19 protein-coding genes are annotated in these 17,857 nt (G+C 76.4%); 2 read left to right on the top strand and 17 right to left on the bottom strand.

Annotated elements, in window-relative coordinates; all coding sequences use genetic code 11:
- Position 1: 1 nt before the first annotated feature.
- Genes nadC through BMZ33_RS09185 form a run of 5 tightly spaced genes read right to left on the bottom strand, consistent with a single transcriptional unit; the run spans position 2 to position 4,797 of the window.
- The gene (gene nadC / locus BMZ33_RS09205; protein ID WP_169064098.1) at positions 2–907 is read right to left on the bottom strand and encodes a carboxylating nicotinate-nucleotide diphosphorylase; all 906 of its coding nucleotides are present in this window, start codon (positions 905–907) and stop codon (positions 2–4) included.
- Positions 904–2,583 (bottom strand): L-aspartate oxidase, encoded by a 1,680-nt coding sequence (locus BMZ33_RS09200; RefSeq protein ID WP_169064097.1) that lies wholly within the window; start codon positions 2,581–2,583, stop codon positions 904–906. Before BMZ33_RS09200 ends, nadC begins: the two co-directional genes overlap by 4 nt.
- Positions 2,580–3,005, bottom strand: a complete 426-nt coding sequence (panD, locus tag BMZ33_RS09195; protein WP_091109245.1) for an aspartate 1-decarboxylase — start codon at positions 3,003–3,005, stop codon at positions 2,580–2,582. The genes BMZ33_RS09200 and panD overlap by 4 nt, the downstream gene beginning before the upstream one ends.
- The gene (panC, locus tag BMZ33_RS09190; protein WP_169064096.1) at positions 3,002–3,856 is read right to left on the bottom strand and encodes a pantoate--beta-alanine ligase; all 855 of its coding nucleotides are present in this window, start codon (positions 3,854–3,856) and stop codon (positions 3,002–3,004) included. The genes panD and panC overlap by 4 nt, the downstream gene beginning before the upstream one ends.
- Complete coding sequence (locus BMZ33_RS09185) at positions 3,853–4,797, bottom strand: Rossmann-like and DUF2520 domain-containing protein (protein WP_091109243.1); 945 nt, start codon at positions 4,795–4,797, stop codon at positions 3,853–3,855. The genes panC and BMZ33_RS09185 overlap by 4 nt, the downstream gene beginning before the upstream one ends.
- 370 nt (positions 4,798–5,167) lie before the next feature.
- Here BMZ33_RS09185 and BMZ33_RS09180 point away from each other — a divergent pair, with 370 nt between their 5' ends.
- Positions 5,168–5,914, top strand: a complete 747-nt coding sequence (locus BMZ33_RS09180) for an SDR family oxidoreductase (RefSeq protein WP_091109242.1) — start codon at positions 5,168–5,170, stop codon at positions 5,912–5,914.
- On the opposite strand, the gene BMZ33_RS09175 is transcribed toward BMZ33_RS09180, so the two are convergent.
- From BMZ33_RS09175 to BMZ33_RS09160, 4 genes are all read right to left on the bottom strand, one after another.
- On the bottom strand, positions 5,911–7,020 hold the full coding sequence (locus tag BMZ33_RS09175) for a DUF6779 domain-containing protein (RefSeq protein WP_136697251.1): 1,110 nt from the start codon (positions 7,018–7,020) through the stop codon (positions 5,911–5,913). The two genes, BMZ33_RS09180 and BMZ33_RS09175, sit on opposite strands and share 4 nt — an antisense overlap.
- 67 nt (positions 7,021–7,087) lie before the next feature.
- Positions 7,088–8,101: a glycine betaine ABC transporter substrate-binding protein gene (locus BMZ33_RS09170; RefSeq protein ID WP_091109240.1), complete on the bottom strand. Its 1,014-nt coding sequence runs from the start codon at positions 8,099–8,101 to the stop codon at positions 7,088–7,090.
- A 159-nt stretch (positions 8,102–8,260) separates the two neighbouring features.
- A complete protein-coding gene (locus tag BMZ33_RS09165; RefSeq protein ID WP_091109239.1) occupies positions 8,261–8,998 on the bottom strand; it encodes an ABC transporter permease in 738 nt (245 codons plus the stop codon).
- A gap of 73 nt (positions 8,999–9,071) precedes the next feature.
- The gene (locus BMZ33_RS09160) at positions 9,072–9,767 is read right to left on the bottom strand and encodes an ABC transporter permease (protein ID WP_169064095.1); all 696 of its coding nucleotides are present in this window, start codon (positions 9,765–9,767) and stop codon (positions 9,072–9,074) included.
- A 39-nt stretch (positions 9,768–9,806) separates the two neighbouring features.
- On the opposite strand from BMZ33_RS09160, the gene BMZ33_RS09155 reads away from it, so the two are divergent.
- Positions 9,807–10,991 (top strand): ABC transporter ATP-binding protein, encoded by a 1,185-nt coding sequence (locus BMZ33_RS09155; RefSeq protein WP_169064094.1) that lies wholly within the window; start codon positions 9,807–9,809, stop codon positions 10,989–10,991.
- A 9-nt stretch (positions 10,992–11,000) separates the two neighbouring features.
- On the opposite strand, the gene BMZ33_RS09150 is transcribed toward BMZ33_RS09155, so the two are convergent.
- The 8 genes from BMZ33_RS09150 to tilS form a co-directional block, all read right to left on the bottom strand.
- A complete protein-coding gene (locus BMZ33_RS09150) occupies positions 11,001–11,519 on the bottom strand; it encodes a DUF3180 domain-containing protein (RefSeq protein ID WP_169064093.1) in 519 nt (172 codons plus the stop codon).
- 5 nt (positions 11,520–11,524) lie between these two features.
- On the bottom strand, positions 11,525–12,034 hold the full coding sequence (gene folK / locus BMZ33_RS09145; RefSeq protein ID WP_169064092.1) for a 2-amino-4-hydroxy-6-hydroxymethyldihydropteridine diphosphokinase: 510 nt from the start codon (positions 12,032–12,034) through the stop codon (positions 11,525–11,527).
- Positions 12,021–12,476: a dihydroneopterin aldolase gene (gene folB, locus BMZ33_RS09140; protein ID WP_091109237.1), complete on the bottom strand. Its 456-nt coding sequence runs from the start codon at positions 12,474–12,476 to the stop codon at positions 12,021–12,023. Before folB ends, folK begins: the two co-directional genes overlap by 14 nt.
- The gene (folP, locus tag BMZ33_RS09135; RefSeq protein ID WP_169064091.1) at positions 12,469–13,323 is read right to left on the bottom strand and encodes a dihydropteroate synthase; all 855 of its coding nucleotides are present in this window, start codon (positions 13,321–13,323) and stop codon (positions 12,469–12,471) included. Before folP ends, folB begins: the two co-directional genes overlap by 8 nt.
- Entirely contained in the window at positions 13,320–13,937 is a 618-nt protein-coding gene (gene folE, locus BMZ33_RS09130) for a GTP cyclohydrolase I FolE (RefSeq protein WP_091109236.1), read from the bottom strand. Before folE ends, folP begins: the two co-directional genes overlap by 4 nt.
- Positions 13,934–15,943 carry an ATP-dependent zinc metalloprotease FtsH gene (ftsH, locus tag BMZ33_RS09125; RefSeq protein ID WP_091109235.1) on the bottom strand — a complete coding sequence of 670 codons (2,010 nt, stop codon included), beginning with the start codon at positions 15,941–15,943 and terminating at the stop codon, positions 13,934–13,936. The genes folE and ftsH overlap by 4 nt, the downstream gene beginning before the upstream one ends.
- A 221-nt stretch (positions 15,944–16,164) precedes the next feature.
- The gene (gene hpt / locus BMZ33_RS09120) at positions 16,165–16,821 is read right to left on the bottom strand and encodes a hypoxanthine phosphoribosyltransferase (protein ID WP_169064090.1); all 657 of its coding nucleotides are present in this window, start codon (positions 16,819–16,821) and stop codon (positions 16,165–16,167) included.
- Entirely contained in the window at positions 16,818–17,846 is a 1,029-nt protein-coding gene (gene tilS, locus BMZ33_RS09115; RefSeq protein ID WP_091109234.1) for a tRNA lysidine(34) synthetase TilS, read from the bottom strand. The genes hpt and tilS overlap by 4 nt, the downstream gene beginning before the upstream one ends.
- Between the last annotated feature and the right edge of the window lie 11 nt (positions 17,847–17,857).

Raw genomic sequence — 17,857 nt, 5'->3', positions numbered from 1 at the left:
CTCAGCCCCGCAGGTCGAGCGCGAGGTCGAGGATCGGCGAGGAGTGGGTGAGCGCGCCGACCGACAGGTAGTCGACCCCGGTCGCGGCGACCTCGCGGGCGACGGCCAGGGTGAGCCCGCCGGTGGCCTCGAGCTCCGCGCGGCCGCCGACCAGCGCCACCACCTCGCGCAGCGTCGCGGGCGGCATGTTGTCCAGCAGCAGGAAGTCCGCGCCGGCCTCGACCGCCTCGACGGCCTGGGCCGGGGTGTCGGCCTCCACCTGCACCGGCACGCGCGGCGCCCGCTCGCGGACCGCGGCGACGGCCGCGGCCACCGACCCGGCGGCGGCGACGTGGTTGTCCTTGACCATCGCGACGTCGTAGAGGCCCATCCGCTTGTTCGACCCGCCGCCGCAGCGCACCGCGTACTTCTCGAGCGGCCGCAGCCCCGGCGTGGTCTTGCGGGTGTCGAGCACTCCGGCGCCGGTGCCCTCGACGGCGTCGACCCAGGCGCGGGTGGCCGTGGCGATGCCGCTGGCCCGGCTGGCGATGTTGAGGGCGCTGCGCTCGGCGGCCAGCAGCGCCCGCACCGGGCCGCGCACCGTGAGCAGCACGTCGCCGCGGGACACCCGGTCGCCGTCGGCGGCGCCGGCCGTCAGCGTGGCGCCGGGCGCGAGGCGGGCGAACACGCGGGCGGCCACCGGGAGGCCGGCGACCACGCCGTCGGCGCGGGCGACCAGGTCGGCGGTGCCGTACTGCGCCGGCGGCACGGTGGCGGCGCTGGTGACGTCGAGGGCCACGGCGAGGTCGGGTGCGCTGGGCAGCACGGGCACGCCGGCGAGGTCCTCGGCCAGCGTGCGCTCGACCAGGTCCTCGACCCACGCCTCGGACAGGCCGGTGCCCTCCAGGGAGCGCGGGTCGCCGCTCACCACGGCGCCACCACCGGCGTGCCGACCGGGCGGCGGGTCAGCCGCAGCCCCCCGTCGTCGTCGAGCCGCACGTCTAGGTGCACCCGCCAGTCCTCCTCGGTGTCGGGGTGGTCCTCCCGCCAGTGGCAGCCGCGGGTCTCCTCGCGGGCGGTGGCCGCGGCGGTGAGGGCGCCGGCGACGGTCAGCAGGTCGGTCGCCTCCCAGCTCGCCACCCCCGGATCGGCGCCGGGCCCCTCGTCCAGCCCGCCCGCCAGCGCCGCCAGCGCGGCGGTCGCCTCGGCCAGGCCCGTTCCGGAGCGGAGCGCGGCGACCCGCCCGGACATCGTGTCGGTGACCGTGCGCCGGCCGGCCGGGTCGAGCAGCCCCGCCGTCGCCGGGGCGGCCTCGCGGACCGGCGCGGACGGCGGCAGGCCGCGGGCCAGCTCCGCGCCGATGCGCGCGGCGAACACCAGCCCCTCCAGGAGCGAGTTCGACGCCAGCCGGTTGGCGCCGTGCACGCCGGTGCAGGCGACCTCCCCGCAGGCGTAGAGGCCGGGCACGGTGGTGCGCCCGGCGAGGTCGGTGACCAGGCCGCCGGAGGCGTAGTGGGCGGCCGGCGTCACGGGCACCAGGTCGGTGACCGGGTCGACGCCGGCGGCGCGGCAGCTGGCCACGATGGTCGGGAAGCGGCGCGCGAGGTCGGGCACCCCTCGGGCGTCGAGCCAGACGTGGTCGACGCCGTCGCGCAGCTGCACGCGGGTGATGCCCTTGGCGACGACGTCGCGCGGGGCGAGCTCGGCCAGCGGGTGCGCGCCCACCATGAACCGCTCCCCCGCGCCGTCGCGCAGCACCGCGCCCTCGCCGCGCAGCGCCTCGCTGACCAGCGGCTGCTGCCCGCGGGCGCCGGGGCCCAGGTACAGCGACGTCGGGTGGAACTGGACGAACTCCAGGTCGGTGGCCACCGCCCCGGCGCGCAGGCCGAGCGCCACGCCGTCCCCGGTGGACACCGCGGGGTTGGTCGTCGCGGCGTAGACCTGGCCCATGCCGCCGGTGGCGAGGACGACGGCGCGGGCGCGCACGGCGCCGACGCCGTCCTCGGAACCCTCGCCGAGCACGTGCAGCGTGACGCCGGCGGCGCGGCCGCCGGCGTCGGTGAGCAGGTCGAGCACCATCGCGTGCTCGACGAGGGTGACGCCGGGGTCGGCGTGCACGGCTGCGCACAGCGCGCGCATGACCTCGGCTCCGGTCGCGTCCCCGCCGGCGTGCACGATCCGGTCGGCCGAGTGGCCGCCCTCCCGGGTGAGCAGCAGCGCCCCGGCGGGGTCCCGGTCGAAGCCGGCGCCCCAGTCGATGAGCTGGTGCAGCCGCGCCGGCCCCTCGGTCACCAGGGCGCGGACGGCGGCGGGCTCGCACAGGCCCACGCCCGCGACCTCGGTGTCGCGGGCGTGGGCCTCCGCGGTGTCGACGGGGTCGAGGACGGCCGCGATGCCGCCCTGCGCCCAGCGGGTCGACCCGTCGTCGACCCGGACCTTCGTGACGACGGCGACCGACAGGCCGGCCGCCCGCGCGTGCAGCGCCACGCACAGCCCCGCGACGCCGGAGCCGACGACGCAGACGTCGGCGGCCAGCTCCCAGCCCGGCGCCGGGGCGGCCAGTCGGGTGGGCAGGCCGGTGCGGGCCGGCGTCGTCAGGGTCACCGGACCGGCACGCCCCGGTCGCTGCGCCGCACGTCCGGCGCGCCGGGCACCGGGGCCGAGGGGTCCCCGCCGAGCTCGACGACGCGGTTGGCGGCGTCGACGTGCACGACCCTCGGGATGGCGGACTTCGCCTCGGCGTCGTCCATCAGGCCGTAGCCGATGAGGATCACCAGGTCGCCGGGGTGCACCAGGTGCGCGGCGGCGCCGTTGATGCCGATGACGCCGCTGCCCCGCTCGCCCGGGATGACGTAGGTCTCCAGCCGCGCGCCGTTGGTGACGTCGACGATCGCGACCTGCTCGCCGGGGATCAGGTCGGCGGCGTCGAGCAGGTCCTCGTCGACGGTCACCGAGCCCACGTAGTGCAGGTCGGCCTGGGTCACCGTCGCTCGGTGGATCTTGGACTTGAGCATCGTGCGCATCATCGGGGGCCTCCCAGCAGGACGGCGGTGTTGTCGAGGAGTCGGGTGCTGCCGGCGCGTGCGGCGACGAGCAGCCGGGCGGGACCGGCGACCGGTGCGGGCCCGAGGTCGGGGTCGGTGAGCGCGAGGTAGTCGGGGACGAGCTCCGGGGCGGTGTCCAGCACCGCACCGGCCGCGGCCAGGACGGCGTCGGCACCCCGCGGGCCGGCGCCGGCGCCGGCGCGCAGCGCGCGGGAGATCGTGGCCGCGGTGGCCCGCTGCCCGGGCGAGAGCCAGCGATTGCGGGAGGACAGCGCCAGGCCGTCGTCCTCGCGGACGGTGGGGACCCCGACGACCACCGGCGGCAGCGCCAGCTCGCGCACCATCGCGCGGACGAGCGTGAGCTGCTGGTAGTCCTTCTCGCCGAAGTACGCCAGGTCGGGCCGGGTGAGGCCGAGGAGCTTGGCGACGACGGTCAGCACACCGGTGAAGTGCCCGGGCCGTACCGCGCCCTCGAGGACCGACCCCCGCGGGCCCGGGTCGACGGTCACGCCGAGCGCGCCCGGCGGGTAGACCTCCTCGACCGGCGGGTGGAAGACGACGTCGGCACCCTCCTCGGTCAGCGCGGCGAGGTCGTCGTCCCAGGTGCGGGGGTAGCGGTCGAGGTCCTCGCCGGGGCCGAACTGGGTCGGGTTGACGAACACCGAGACGACGACGCTGCCGGCGCGCTCGCGGGCGGTGCGGACGAGGGTGCGGTGTCCCTCGTGCAGGGCGCCCATGGTGGGCACGAGCGCGACCGGGCCGGGCAGCGCGGCGCGCAACCGGGCCAGCTCGGCGGTGGTCCGCGCGACCGCCGGCACGGAAGGCGCGCTCACCGGGAGCCGGCCGGGTCGGCGGCCTCGTAGAGCAGGTCGAGCAGCGGCGCGCCCTCGTGCCGCCGGAGCCGGCCGGAGGCCAGCGCCCGCTCGGTGGTCCGCTGGGCCATCGCGACGTAGGCCGCGACCGACTCGGGCGCCCGCTCGGTCAGCGTCTCGAGGTGGTCGGCCACGGTGCCGACGTCGCCGCGGCTGACCGGGCCGGTGAGCCCGCGGTCACCGCGGCGCAGGCCGTTGTCCAGCGCGGCGGTGAGCAGCGGGGTGAGCACCCGGGCCGGGTCACCGACGCCGGCGGAGCGCAGCAGGTCCGCGGCCTCGGCCACCAGCGTGACCAGGTGGTTGGCCCCGGTGACCAGCGCGGCGTGGTAGAGCCGCCGGTCCTCCTCGGCCACGAAGGAGGGCTCGCCGCCCATCTCCAGCACCAGGGTCTCGGCGACGGCGCGGTGCGCGGGCCGGCTGGTGACGCCGAAGGGGGCGCCCGCCAGCCGGTCGGCGTCCTCGGGGGCGCCGGTGAAGGTCATCGCCGGGTGCAGCGCCAGCGGCAGCACGCCGGCGCGCTCGGCCGGGGCGAGCACGGCCAGGCCGTGCGCGCCGGAGGTGTGGAAGGCCAGCTGGCCGGCCCGCCAGGTGCCGGTGCCGGCCAGACCGGCGACCAGCCCGGCCAGGGTGTCGTCGGGCACGGCGAGGACGACGAGGTCCGCTGCGGCGACGACCTCGTCGGCGGGGAGCAGGGGGACGCCGGGCAGCAGGCGGGCGGCGCGCGCGGCGGAGGCGGCGGACAGGCCGGAGGCGGCGGCGACGTCGTGGCCGGCGGCGGCGAGGGCGGCGCCTAGGACCGCGCCGACGCGGCCGGCGCCGATGACGCCGACGCGGAGGCGGGCGGGAGCGTGGTCGGCGGGCGGGAGACCGGCCGCGCGGGAGTTCCTGCGGGCAGCAGGCATCGGGACACCTCTCGTTCCAGTCCCTGGCGGGTACCGGACTCGGGTCCGGCCACCGTCGTCGGCGGCCGGCGGTGGTGCGGTCGTGCCGGTGGTGCGGTCGTGCCGGTGGTGCGGTCGTGCCGGTGGTGCGGTCGTGCCGGTGGTGCGGTCGTGCCTGTGGTGCGGTGCGCCGGCGCGCGTCCGCTGCGGCCGGGTGTGCCACGCGGACGGGTGCCGAACGCGAGTGTCGGACCCCCTCCGCCACGCTGCAACGGATCCGCCGTGTGGAGTGGGTCACTCCCCGCCGGGGTGGGGACGGCGCCGTTCCGCACCTTCCCTACGGTGGGCGGCGGCACGTCCGGCACCGGAGCCGGCGGGACGGAGGAGTGTCGTGGGCACGTTCGAGGGACGGACCGCACTGGTCACCGGCGGCAGCCGCGGCATCGGCCTGGCGATCGCGCGCAGCCTGGTGGACCGGGGCGCGCGCGTGGTGCTCACGGCCCGCAAGGCCGAGGCCCTCGAGGAGGCGGTCACCGCGCTCGGCGGCCCCGAGGTGGCCGTGGGCGTGCCGGGCCACGCCGGGGACCCCGCCCACCGCGCCGAGGCGGTGCGCACCGCGGTCGAGCGGTTCGGCAGCCTGGACCACCTGGTGGGCAACGTCGGGATCAACCCGGTCTACGGGCCGATGGTCGACCTCGACCTCGACGCCTTCCGCAAGATCCTCGACACCAACGTCGTGGGCACCCTCGGGCTGGTGCAGGAGGCCTGGCGGGCCTGGATGAGCGAGCACGGCGGCTCGGTGCTCGTCGTCGCCTCGGTGGCCGGGCTCAAGGCCTCGCCGATGATCGGTGGCTACGGCGTGAGCAAGGCCGCGCTGGTCAACCTGGTCACCCAGCTGGCCGTGGAGCTCGGGCCGCGGGTGACGGTCAACGGGGTGGCGCCGGCGGTGGTGAAGACCCGCTTCGCCGGTGCGCTGTACGAGGGCCGCGAGGAGGAGGCCGCCCGCGCCTACCCGGCGGGGCGGCTCGGTGAGCCCGAGGACGTCGGCGAGGCCGCGGCCTACCTGCTCGGGGCCGGCTGGGTCACCGGCCAGACGCTGGTGCTCGACGGCGGCGCGCTCTCCCGCGGCCCGTCCTAGTCGCGGTACCGGTGGCGGCGGCCGCCGGGCCGGACACCGCTCTCGGCGAGGATCTGCGCCAGCCTCGCCGAGCCGACGTCGTCGACCTCCGCCGCCGGCGACGGCGCGGCCCAGGACGGCGCGGCGTGGCCGGCCGCGGCGGTGTGCACCGTGGGCCGCTCGACGGTGAGCTGCTCGGCGGGCTGCGGGGCGGACGCGCCCGCGGGGTCGGTGTGGCGGCGGCGCGGCGCGGCGTCGGCCGGGTCGAGCGGTCCGCGCGCGGCCGGCCACTCGCGCGGGGACCCGGCCGGCTCCGCGTGCACCGGCACGGGCACCGGCGGGAGCGGCAGCGGCCGGGCGGGCGGCTCGGGCTCGCGCGCCACGGCGGGGGCGACGACGGTCGCCGCGGGGACCTGCGCCGCCCAGCCGGTGTCGAGCTCGCCGCCCCAGGCGGGAGGAGCCGGCTCCAGCGGCTCGCGGCCGGCCGGCGTCCGCACCGACTGGGTGCGCATGACCAGCCGCTCGACGCGCATCTCCCCGGTCAGCTGCTCGGTGAGCTCCGCGCGCAGCCGGCCGACGTCGGCGCGCAGGCCGCCGATCTCCGCCAGGTCGGCACGCAGTGCGGTGAGCCCGGCCAGGTCGGCCCGCAGGGCGCCGACGGCGGCGACCTCCGCGCGCAGCGCGGCGATGCCGGACAGTCCCTCGCGCAGCCCGGCCAGCTCGCTCCGCAGCGCGTCGAGCTCGCGGCGCATCGACTGCTCGGCCTCTCGCCGGACCTCGTTCTCCAGCTCCAGCTCGTAGCGCTGACGGGCGGCGACCTCGCGCTCGAGCTCGGCGTCGTAGGCGCGGCGCAGCTCCGCCTCGAGGGCGGTGGTGTCGGGAGCGGTGGGGGGCGCGGCGTCGGCGTCCCGGGCGGACCGGCGACCGGCGGCCACCGCGGCGAGCAGGCAGGCCCAGGCGACGGCGACGACGGTGATCCGCAGCACCCGGGCGTCCTCGGTCAGGAAGACCACGGCGGTGGCGGCGACGGCCAGCAGGGAGCCGAGGACCAGCCCGGCGGTGCGCAGCCGGGGCGAGCCGGCGGGGTCGGGAGGTCGTCGGGCCACCGTGTCCACTCCTCCCCGCATGGCCTCAGGGTAACGGTGAGCAAGCCCCCGGCTCCGGCACGCAGTCGTCGTGCGTGCCGGAGCGGCCTCAGCCTCGGGCGAGGGCGCCGTCGGAGCTGAATACCAGGCCCATCGAGACCTCGCCCTGGGTGATGGCGGCCTTGGTCGCGGGGCCGCCGGCGTCGAACTCGCGGAACTCGGCGAACTGCAGGCCGTAGGTCTCCTCGAGGCCGGGTTGGCAGAACGGCCGGCTCGGGCACTCGGCCGGGCCGCCCAGGACCAGCGAGCCGTCGCCGCAGGCGTCGGCCAGCTCGGAGAGGGTGGTCACCTCGAGCCGGTCGGCGAACTCCTGCGTCACCGCGAAGGCGTTCTGGTCGGCGGCCTCCGAGGGCGTGCCGAAGGTCAGTCCCACCTGGTCGGCCAGCGGCTGCAGCGCGTCGCGGGTGGCCTGCGCGTCACCGCTGGCGATCGGCGTCGGGTTCGGGCCGTTGACCTGGGCGTTGAGCGCCTCGGTCACGGTGGCCAGGTACTCGGGGAAGACCTGCAGGTCCGCGCCGGAGATCAGCGCCGGGAGGTACAGGTCGCGGTTGCCGACCTCGCGCACCGAGGCGTCGAAGCCCGCCGCGTCGAGGACCCCGGCGTAGACGTTGGCCAGGATCGTGGACTCGGTGAAGTTGCCCGCACCCACGACGATCGGCCCGCTGCCCTGCTCGAGGCCGTCGGTGACGCCGCTGTCCTCGACCCAGGCGGCCGCGACGTCCTCGGCGCTCTGCCGCTCGAGGTCCACCGCGGCGTTCATCTCGATGAGCTGGTCGGTGGTCAGCGCGGCCGAGACGGCGTCCAGCGCCGGGATGAGCGCCGGGTTGGCCGCGGCGGTGGCCGAGGTGACCGCCGGGACGATGTTGTCGGCGTTCTGCAGCTGCTGGTCGTCCTCGAGGACGACGAGCTGGTCGCCGGCCACGGGGGCGCAGGCGTCGCCGGACGCGGCCGAGCCGCTGGTGCCGGTGGAGCCGCCCGTGCCGGAGGACCCGGACTCGCCACAGGCAGCGGTGAGCAGCAACCCGGCCAGCAGGAGTGGGGTCAGTGCGCGTGGCTGACGCATGTGTCCGCCTTCTGTGTCCCGTGCGGCGGGCGGCCGCGACGCGTGTCTGGCGGGGTTCCCCGCGCGGGACATGCAACCCCCGCAGTCCACGGCTGGGCAATCGCGGCACGGATGTGTTGCGGGGTCGTTACCGAGCCCGGCTCCGGGTCGGGACCTGCCTCACAGCGGCACGCCGCTCGCCGTCGGTTCCGGAACCGAACTGCCCCCCTTCGGGGCGCTGACCTGCAGGAACGGCAACCGGCGCGGTCCGGGGGTGAGCGCCCAGGACAGCATCGCGAGCACCGCCTCGGTGAGCAGGGCGAGGCCGGCGACCAGGATCGCGCCGGCGATCATGACGCCGTAGTCCTGCTGGCCGAAGCCGAGGTTGATCAGCCGGCCCAGCCCGCCGCCGCCGACGAGCGCGGCCAGCCCGGCCGTGGCCACCACCTGCACCGCGGCGGTGCGGATGCCGGTCGCCACCAGCGGGAGGGCCAGCGGCAGCTCGACCCGGCCGAGCACCTGGCCGCGGCTCATCCCCATGCCGCGGGCGGCCTCGCGCACCTCGGGGTCGACGCCGCGGAACCCGACGAAGGTGTTGGTCAGGATCGGCGGGACGGCGAAGACCGCCAGCGCGATCGTCGTGGCCCGGTTGCCGAAGCCGATGGGGCTGACGGCGAACAGGGTGAGCAGCGCCAGCGTGGGCACCGCCCGGCTGACGTTCGACAGGACGACGACCAGGCCCGCGCCGCGCCGCGCCGTCCCCAGGGCGACGCCCACCGGCAGCGCGAGCACCGCCGCGGCCAGCACGGCCACCGCGGAGATGGCCAGGTGCTCCAGCGCCAGGTCGGTGATGCCGCTGGGGCGGGTCCAGTTGAACGGGTCGTTGAGGTAGAGCAGCGCCCGAGAGAACTCGTTCACTCCCCCTCCTCGCTGGCGCTCGTCGGTCTCGTGCCCGTCGTCGCTCTGCTCCTGCGTGAGCTCGCGAGCTCGCTCACGAGCCCACCGCCCGGGCCCAGGGCGTCAGCGCCCGCTCGACGCCGGCCAGCAGGACGTCGGCCAGCAGCGCCAGGAGCACGCACCCGACCGCCCCGGTGACGATCTCGGCGCGGTAGAAGTTCGCCGCGAACCCGCCGGTGATCAGCTGCCCGAGCCCGCCGTGGCCCACGAGGACGCCGACGGTCGTCAGCGCCACCGTGGACACCGTGGCGATCCGCAGCCCGGCCATGAACGCCGGTAGCGCCAGCGGCAGGTCCACCCGCCAGAGGGCCTGGGCCGGGGACAGCCCCATCCCCCGGGCCGCCTCGCGGACGTCGGCGGGCACGCCCTGCAGCCCGGCCAGGAAGTTGCGCACCAGGATGACCAGCGAGTACGCGACCAGGCCGATGAGCACGGTGTTCGACGACAGCCCGGTGAAGGGCACCAACAGCGCGAACATCGCCAGCGACGGGATCGTGTACACGACCGTGGACAGGCCGAGGACCGGCGCGGACAGGTACCGGCTGCGCCGGGCGAGCAGTGCCAGCGGCAGCGCGAGCACCGCCCCGATCACCACCGCGAGCACCGTCAGCCGCACGTGCTCGCCGGTGTAGGCCAGGATGGAGTCCCAGTTGTCGGTCACGTAGGACGGGTCGAACCACGGGTTCGGGGCCTCGTCCACCGCGAGCCGCCCCACCGGGGGGTCGCTCACCGCGTCCAGCAGAGGGCGCGCACCCAGGGAGGTCACCCCGTGGACGCTACTGCCGCGCGTGGTGCGGAGGGCACCGCGCAGGAGATCCGGCTCGAGGGGGTCGGCAAGACCTACGCCGACGGCACGGTCGGTGTCGAGCGGCTGGACCTGACCTTCGCCGCGGGCGAGCTGTCGGTCCTGGTCGGCCCCTCGGGCTGCGGCAAGACCACCACGATGAAGATGATCAACCGGGTCATCGAGCCGACGACGGGGCGGATCCTGCTCGGCGGCGAGGACGTGACCCGGGTCGACGCCGACCGGCTGCGCCGCCGCATCGGCTACGTCATCCAGAACGTCGGCCTGTTCCCCCACCAGACGGTGCGGGCGAACGTGGCCACGGTGCCGCGGCTGCTGGGCTGGGACCGGCGCCGCACCCGGGCCCGGGTGGACGAGCTGCTGGCCACCGTCGGCCTCGACCCCGCCGTCCACGGCGACCGCTACCCCAGTCAGCTCTCCGGCGGCCAGCGCCAGCGCGCCGGGGTGGCCCGGGCGCTGGCCGCCGACCCCTCGGTCCTGCTGATGGACGAGCCGTTCTCCGCCGTCGACCCGGTGGTGCGCGAGCGGCTGCAGGGGGAGTTCCTCCGGCTGCAGGAGACGGTGCGCAAGACGATCGTCTTCGTCACCCACGACATCGAGGAGGCCGTGCGGCTCGGCGACCGGATCGCCGTGATGAGCTCCGGCGGGCGGGTCGAGCAGTTCGCGCCGCCCGCGGAGCTGCTGGGCCGCCCGGCCAACGCCTTCGTCGCCGACTTCGTCGGCGCCGACCGGGGCCTCAAGCGGCTGGCGGTCACCGGCATCTCGGTCGACGACCTCGAGCGACCGCCGCTGGTGCACGTCGCCGACGGGCTGGCCGACGCGCGCGCTTCGCTGCAGGTCACCGGGGCGCGCTGGGCGGTGGTCCTCGACGACGACGGCCACCTGCACGGCTGGCTGTCGGCCGACCGGGCCGCCGGCGCGGGCACCGTCGGGTCGGCGGCGCACCGGATGGACGCGTGGGTGCCGGCGGAGGCCAGCCTGAAGACGGCGTTCTCCACGATGCTGCAGCACGAGGCCGGCTGGGTCGCGGTGCTCGACGGTGAGGTGTTCCTCGGGGTGCTCACGCCCGAGTCGCTGCACCGGGCACTGCGCCGCTCGGTGGACGGCACGGCCCCCGAGACCGCCGGCGCCGCGGTACCGGCGCGCTGAGACCCGGCGCTAGGCGCGGACGCCGTTCCCGGGGCGCCCGTCGTCGCGCTGTGACGGCGGCACGCGGCACACCGACTCGAGCCACAGCGCGGCGGCGGTGAGCGCGGCCGCGCAGACCACGCCGATGACCGCGGTGACCGTGTCGCCACCCGCGGCCTCGAGCCGCGACACCGCGGGCGCCACGTGCAGCAGCACCCCGGCCCACACGCCGGCGACGGCCGCCCCGACGAAGGCGCTGGCCTGTGCGAGCACCGCCAGCCGGGCCACCAGCATCGGCTCGACCGGGCGGACCAGCGGGGCCGCCGGCTCCCCGCCCCGCGGGCGGGTGTCGCCGCGGCGGGCGGCCCGCTCGGCGGCCAGCCGTGTGCGCAGGGTGCGGGCACCGAGCGCCTCGGCGACGGCGAGCAGCGCCAGCGGCACCGGCAGCCACCAGCGCAGCGGCGGCAGGCTGCCGTAGGCGACGCGCACGACCAGCCACGCCGCCAGCGCCAGCCCGGCCCCGACGACGAGGAGGTCCCGCCGGTTCACCGGCCTCACTGCAGGTGCTCCCACCTCGCGACCGCGGCGACGTCCTCGGGGGGCAGCGCGGCGACCAGGTCAGCCACGCGGCCTCGTCCGGGCAGGACGGCGGTCGGGTCCAGCGACAGCCACGGGACCAGCACGAAGGCCCGCTCGTGCGCCCGCGGGTGCGGCAGGGTGAGTGCCGGGTCGTCGGAGAGCACGGGGGCGCCGTCGTCGCCGGTGACCGTGACGACGTCGACGTCGAGCGTCCGGGCACCCCAGCGCACCTCGCGGGTGCGCCCGGCGGCCTGCTCGAGCTCGTGCGCGCGGGCCAGCCACCCGGCGGCGTCGCGGTCGCCGCGGACGACGACGACCGCGTTGAGGTAGGGAGGCTGCTCGACCGGGCCCCACGGCGGGGTCTCGTAGAGCACCGAGCGGGCCACCAGGCCGTCGTCCTTCAGCGCCTCGATCGCGCCGCGGAGGGCACCGGCCCGGTCGCCGAGGTTGGCGCCGAGCGACAGCACGGCCCTAGCCATCGGCATCCCGCGCCTCGTCGGCCTGCCCCAGGGGCCCGCGGCGGGCCTGCGAGCCGTGGGTGGAGGCAGGTCCTCCCGCCTTCTCCCGGCGGATGGTGACGGTGACGTCGTCGAAGGGGACGCCGAGATCGGCCTGCGGCTTGTGCACGGTGATCTCCGCGGCCTGCACCAGCGGGTCGGCCAGGCAGACGTCGGCCAGCCGCCGGCAGAGCGTCTCCAGCAGGTCGACCGGCTCCCCGGTGAGGACGGCGTGCAGCCGCTGGGCGAGCTCGGCGTAGTCGACCGTCAGCGCGAGGTCGTCGGTGGCGGCCGCCGGTGCGGTGTCGACCTCGAGGACGGCGTCGACGGAGAACGTCTGCCCGTTCTCGCGCTCGAAGCCGTAGACGCCGTGGTGGGCGTGCGCGGTCAGCCCGCGGACGGCGATCCGGTCGGGCCGGGCGTCAGCCACGGCGGGCCCCCCGCGCGGCGCGCACGGCCTCCACGGTGCGCACCGCGTCCACCGAGGAGGCGGCGTCGTGCACCCGCACGCCCCAGGCGCCGGCCTCGGCGGCGAGCACCGTGGTGGCGAGGGTGGCGGCGTCGCGCTGCTCGGCCGGCCGCGGCGCGGCGTCCGGCCCGGCGAGCAGCCGGCCGAGGAAGGTCTTGCGGGAGGCGCCGACCAGCACCGGCAGCCCGAGGGCGATCAGCCGGTCGAGGCCGGCCAGCAGCGCCCAGTTGTGCTCGGCGCGCTTGGCGAAGCCCAGCCCGGGGTCGACCACCAGCTGCCCCGGGTCGACGCCGGCGGCGACGACGTCCTCCACCCGGGCGGTGAGCTCGGCGCACACCTCGGTGACGACGTCGCCGTACCGGGCGGCGGCGTACATCTCGCGGCTGTGGCCGCGCCAGTGCATGAGCACCCAGGGGACGCCGGCCTCGGCGACCAGGTCGGCCATGTTCTTGTCGGCGAGCCCGCCGCTGACGTCGTTGACCAGGACCGCGCCGGCGGCGAGCGCCGCCTCGGCGACCTCGGCGCGGGTGGTGTCGACGCTGGTGCGCACGCCGGCGGCCGACAGCTCGCGGACGACCGGCACCACCCGGCGGCACTCCTCGTCGGCGTCGACGCGGTCGGCGCCCGGGCGGGTGGACTCACCCCCGACGTCGACGTAGTCGGCGCCGGCCGCGTGCAGCGCCAGCCCGTGCGCGATCGCGGTGGGCGCGTCGGCGAAGCACCCGCCGTCGGAGAACGAGTCGGGGGTGACGTTCAGGACGCCCATCACCACGCAGCGCCCCGGCCGCGGGAGGACGGTGGCGGTCACCGGCCCAGCACGAGGCCCATGGCCTCGGCGCGGGTGGCGGCGTTGTCGCGGAAGATGCCGCGCACCGCCGAGGTGACCGTGGTCGAGCCGGGCTTGCGGATGCCGCGCATGCCCATGCACAGGTGCTCGGCCTCGATGACGACGAGGACGCCGCGCGGCTGGAGGTGCTCGGCGAGGGCGTCGGCGATCTGCCGGGTCATCCGCTCCTGCACCTGCGGCCGCCGGGCGTAGACGTCGACCAGCCGGGCGATCTTCGACAGCCCGGTCACCCGGCCGTCCTCCCCGGGGATGTACCCGACGTGCGCGGCGCCGTGGAAGGGCACCAGGTGGTGCTCGCAGGTCGAGTACATCGGGATGTCCTTGACCAGCACAAGCTCGTCGTGGTCCTCGTCGAAGACCGTCGCGAGGATCTCCCCGGGGTCCTGCCAGAGGCCGGCGAAGGTCTCGGCGTAGGCGCGCGCCACCCGGCCGGGGGTGTTCCTCAGGCCCGGCCGGTCGGGGTCCTCCCCCACCGCGAGCAGCAGCTCGCGGACGGCGGCCTCGGCCCGCGCCGTGTCGACCCGTGAGAAGTCGGCGCGGACCTCGCCCTCCGGCTCCTCGAGGAGCTCGTTCACCGCTGGACGGGTGCGCCGACGTCGCCCACGGCGGTGCTCCCGCCCTTGACCAGGCTGGCGCCGTGGGCGTGCCCGTTGCCGTTGGCCTGGGCCGCGGCCTCGGCCGGGGTCAGCACCGGCGGCTGGTCGGACGGCGTCCGCTTGCCGAAGCCGTTGTAGGGCGCCAGCGAGGGCCGCTTGGTGACCGGCGCGCAGATGCGGGCCATGTCCTCCTTGGAGAGGGTCTCCTTCTCCATGAGCTCGAGGACGAGCGCGTCGAGCACCCCCCGGTACTCCACCAGGATCTCCCACGCCTCGTCGTGGGCGGCCTCGATGAGCGCGCGCACCTCGGCGTCGATGTCGGCGGCGACGGCCTCGGAGTAGTCCGGCCGCGAGCCCATGTCCCGGCCGAGGAACGGCTCGGAGTCGGTGCTGCCGTACTTCACCGCGCCGAGCTTGGCGCTCATGCCGTACTGGGTGACCATCGCGCGGGCCATCGAGGTGGCCTTCTCGATGTCGTTGCCGGCACCGGTGGTCGGCTCGTGGAACACCAGCTCCTCGGCCGCCCGCCCGCCGAGGGCGTAGGCGAGGGTGTCGATCATCTCCGAGCGGGTCTGGGTGTACTTGTCCTCGGTCGGCAGCACGAGCGTGTGCCCGAGCGAGCGGCCGCGCGGCAGGATCGTCACCTTGTGCACCGGGTCCAGGTTGGGCAGTGCGTGCGCCACCAGGGCGTGCCCGCCCTCGTGGTAGGCGGTGACCTTCTTCTCCTTCTCGCTCATCGCCCGCGTCTTGCGCTCGGGACCGGCGATGACGCGGTCGATCGCCTCCTCGAGGACGGCGTCGGTGATGACCGAGGAGTTCTGCCGGGCGGTGAGCAGCGCGCCCTCGTTGAGCACGTTGGCCAGGTCCGCGCCGGTGAAGCCGGGGGTGCGCCGGGCGACGGTCTCCAGGTCGACGTCGGGGGCGAGCGGCTTGCCCTTGGCGTGCACCTGGAGGATCTGCTTGCGGCCCTCGAGGTCGGGCCGGTCGACGGCGATCTGCCGGTCGAAGCGGCCCGGGCGCAGCAGGGCCGGGTCGAGGATGTCCGGCCGGTTGGTGGCGGCGATCATGATGACGCCGCCCTTGACGTCGAAGCCGTCCATCTCGACGAGCATCTGGTTGAGCGTCTGCTCGCGCTCGTCGTGCCCGCCGCCCATGCCGGCTCCGCGGTGCCGACCGACGGCGTCGATCTCGTCGACGAAGATGATCGCCGGGGCGTTGGTCTTGGCCTGCTCGAACAGGTCGCGCACGCGGCTGGCGCCGACGCCGACGAACATCTCGACGAAGTCCGAACCGGAGATCGAGAAGAACGGCACGCCCGCCTCGCCGGCCACCGCGCGGGCGAGCAGGGTCTTGCCGGTCCCGGGCGGGCCGAACAGCAGCACGCCCTTGGGGATCTTGGCGCCGACGGCCTGGAACTTCACCGGGTTCTGCAGGAAGTCCTTGATCTCCTGCAGCTCCTCGATGGCCTCGTCGGCGCCGGCGACGTCGGCGAAGGTCGTCTTGGGGCTGTCCTTGGTGATCTGCTTGGCCTTGGACTTGCCGAAGGCCATGACGCCCCGGCCGCCGCCCTGCATGGAGTTGAACAGCCAGAACAGCAGCAGCAGCAGGATGAGGAAGGGCAGGAAGCTGATCAGGACGCTGACGAAGACGCTGTCCTGCGTGACGTTGGTGGTGAAGTCGACACCCTCGGCGTCACCGGCGCCCGAGACCAGGTCGAAGACGTCGTCGGACGCACCGACGGGGTAGGCGGCGCTGATCTGCTCCTCGCCGTCGACCGGGTCGACCAGGTCGAGGTCGAGGGTCTGCTCCTTGTCGTTGATCGTGACCGAGGAGACGTTGCCGTCCTCGATCTGCTGCAGCGCGACGGAGGTGTCGACCGTCTTGTAGTCCGAGCCGCCGCCGAGGAACGAGGACAGGCCGAGGGCCACCAGGACGACGAGGACGACCCAGAACCACACGGAGCGGAAGATCTTCTTGCGTTCCATACACCGATGCCGGGCGGCCGGAGGGCTCCGGCCTGGCCCGTCGACCCTCCTGATCGTCCGGGTGACGCGCCGCGCGAGCCGGGCGGACACCCTCGCGCGGTCCAGCGTCGTTGCGCCCGACGGTACACCGGGACGCCTGTGGACCCCCTGTCCGCGAGCTGGGCGGTCGCCGCCGCGCCACCCGCGCGGGTGGCCCGGCGACGCAGGGGGACGGGCCGGGATCAGTCCGAGTAGACCTCGGGCTTGAGCGTCCCGATGTAGGGCAGGTCGCGGTAGCGCTCGGCGTAGTCCAGGCCGTAGCCGACGACGAACTCGTTGGGGATGTCGAAGCCGACGTAGCGCACCGGCACCTCGACCTTGATCGCGTCGGGCTTGCGCAGCAGCGCGCACACCTCCAGCGACGCCGGCCGCCGGCTGCCCAGGTTCTTCAGCAGCCACGACAGGGTCAGGCCGGAGTCGATGATGTCCTCGAGCACCAGCACGTGCCGGTCGGAGATGTCGCGGTCGAGGTCCTTGAGGATGCGGACGACACCGGAGGAGCTCGTGGAGCTGCCGTAGGAGGAGACGGCCATGAACTCCATCTGGGTGGGCAGCTGCAGGGCCCGGGCGAAGTCGCTCATGAACAGCACCGCGCCCTTGAGGACGCCGACCAGCAGGACCTCCCGGCCGGCGTAGTCGCGGGCGACCTGCGCGGCCAGCTCGGTGATCTTGTCCTGGATCTGCTGCTCGGACAGGAGCACGTGGTGGATGTCGGGGCCGTAGCCGTGGTCGGGGCCCAGGCCGCCGGGCACCGCCGCGGTGGACGCGGCCCCGGTGGACTCGGCCCCGGAGGACTCGGCCTCGGTGGACGCGGCCTCGGCCGACGCGGTCTCGCTCACGGGTGCTGCTCCTCGGGCTGGGGGACCGGGCGGGGGTCGGCGGCCGGCCGGGCGGTCGCGCCCCGGCAGCCGGCGGGCCGCAGCACCAGCCTGCCAGACGTCCGCAGCGCCTCCGCACCGCCCGGCAGGGTCACCGGTCCCTGGCCCCGCCACCCGGTGAGCAGCGCGTCGACGGCGGTGAGGTGGACCAGCGCGAGGTCGGGGACGCCGGCCGCGCGCAGCCAGCCGCGCAGCACCCGGCGGCGCAGCGCGGCGGGCAGCGCGGCGAGCTCCGCGGCGGGCAGCCCGCCGTCGTCCAGCAGGCGGGCGCGCTCGGCGTCGGCCAGGGCGTCGAGGGCGTCGAGGTCCTCGCGCAGCAGGCCCGCCGTCCGGGCCAGGGCCCCGGCCACCCCGCCGCCGAGGACGTCCTCCAGCAGCGGCAGGGCCTCGGCCCGCAGCCGGGAGCGGCGGTGGGCGGGGTCGGTGTTCCACGGGTCGTCCCACACCGGCAGGCCCAGCGCGGCGCACGCCTCGCGGGTGGTCGACCGACGGACGGCGAGCAGCGGCCGCCAGTACGGCGGGCGGTGCGCCACCATGCCGGCCAGCGACCGCGGGCCCGAGCCCCGGCCCAGCCCCAGCAGCACCGTCTCGGCCTGGTCGTCGAGCGTGTGGCCGAGGGCGACGCGCGCGCCGCGGGCGGCCGCGGCACCGTCCAGCGCGGCGTAGCGCGCGGTGCGGGCCGCGCCCTCGGGGCCGCCGCCGGTCCCGACGTCGGCGGGCAGCACGAGCACGGGGTCCAGGCCGAGGCCGCGGACGAGGTCGGCGGTGGCGGCGGCGCGGGCGGCGGAGCCGGCCTGCAGGCCGTGGTCGACGGTCACCGCGCCGGCCGGCACGTCGGCGCGCGGCGCCTCGAAGGCCACCGCGGCGGCCAGCGCGAGGGAGTCCGCTCCCCCGCTGACGGCCACCAGCACCGGCTGCGCCGAGGCCCGCAGGCCCGGGCGGACGGCGCCGCGGACGGCCGCGACCGCCGGCGGCGGCCCGCTCACCGGCGTCCGGG

It is taken from the genome of Geodermatophilus dictyosporus (genome assembly GCF_900115505.1).
Taxonomy (GTDB): Bacteria; Actinomycetota; Actinomycetes; order Mycobacteriales; family Geodermatophilaceae; genus Geodermatophilus; species Geodermatophilus dictyosporus.
The sequence above is the reverse complement of the archived record's forward strand: the minus strand, read 5'-3'. Positions and strand labels throughout refer to the sequence as shown.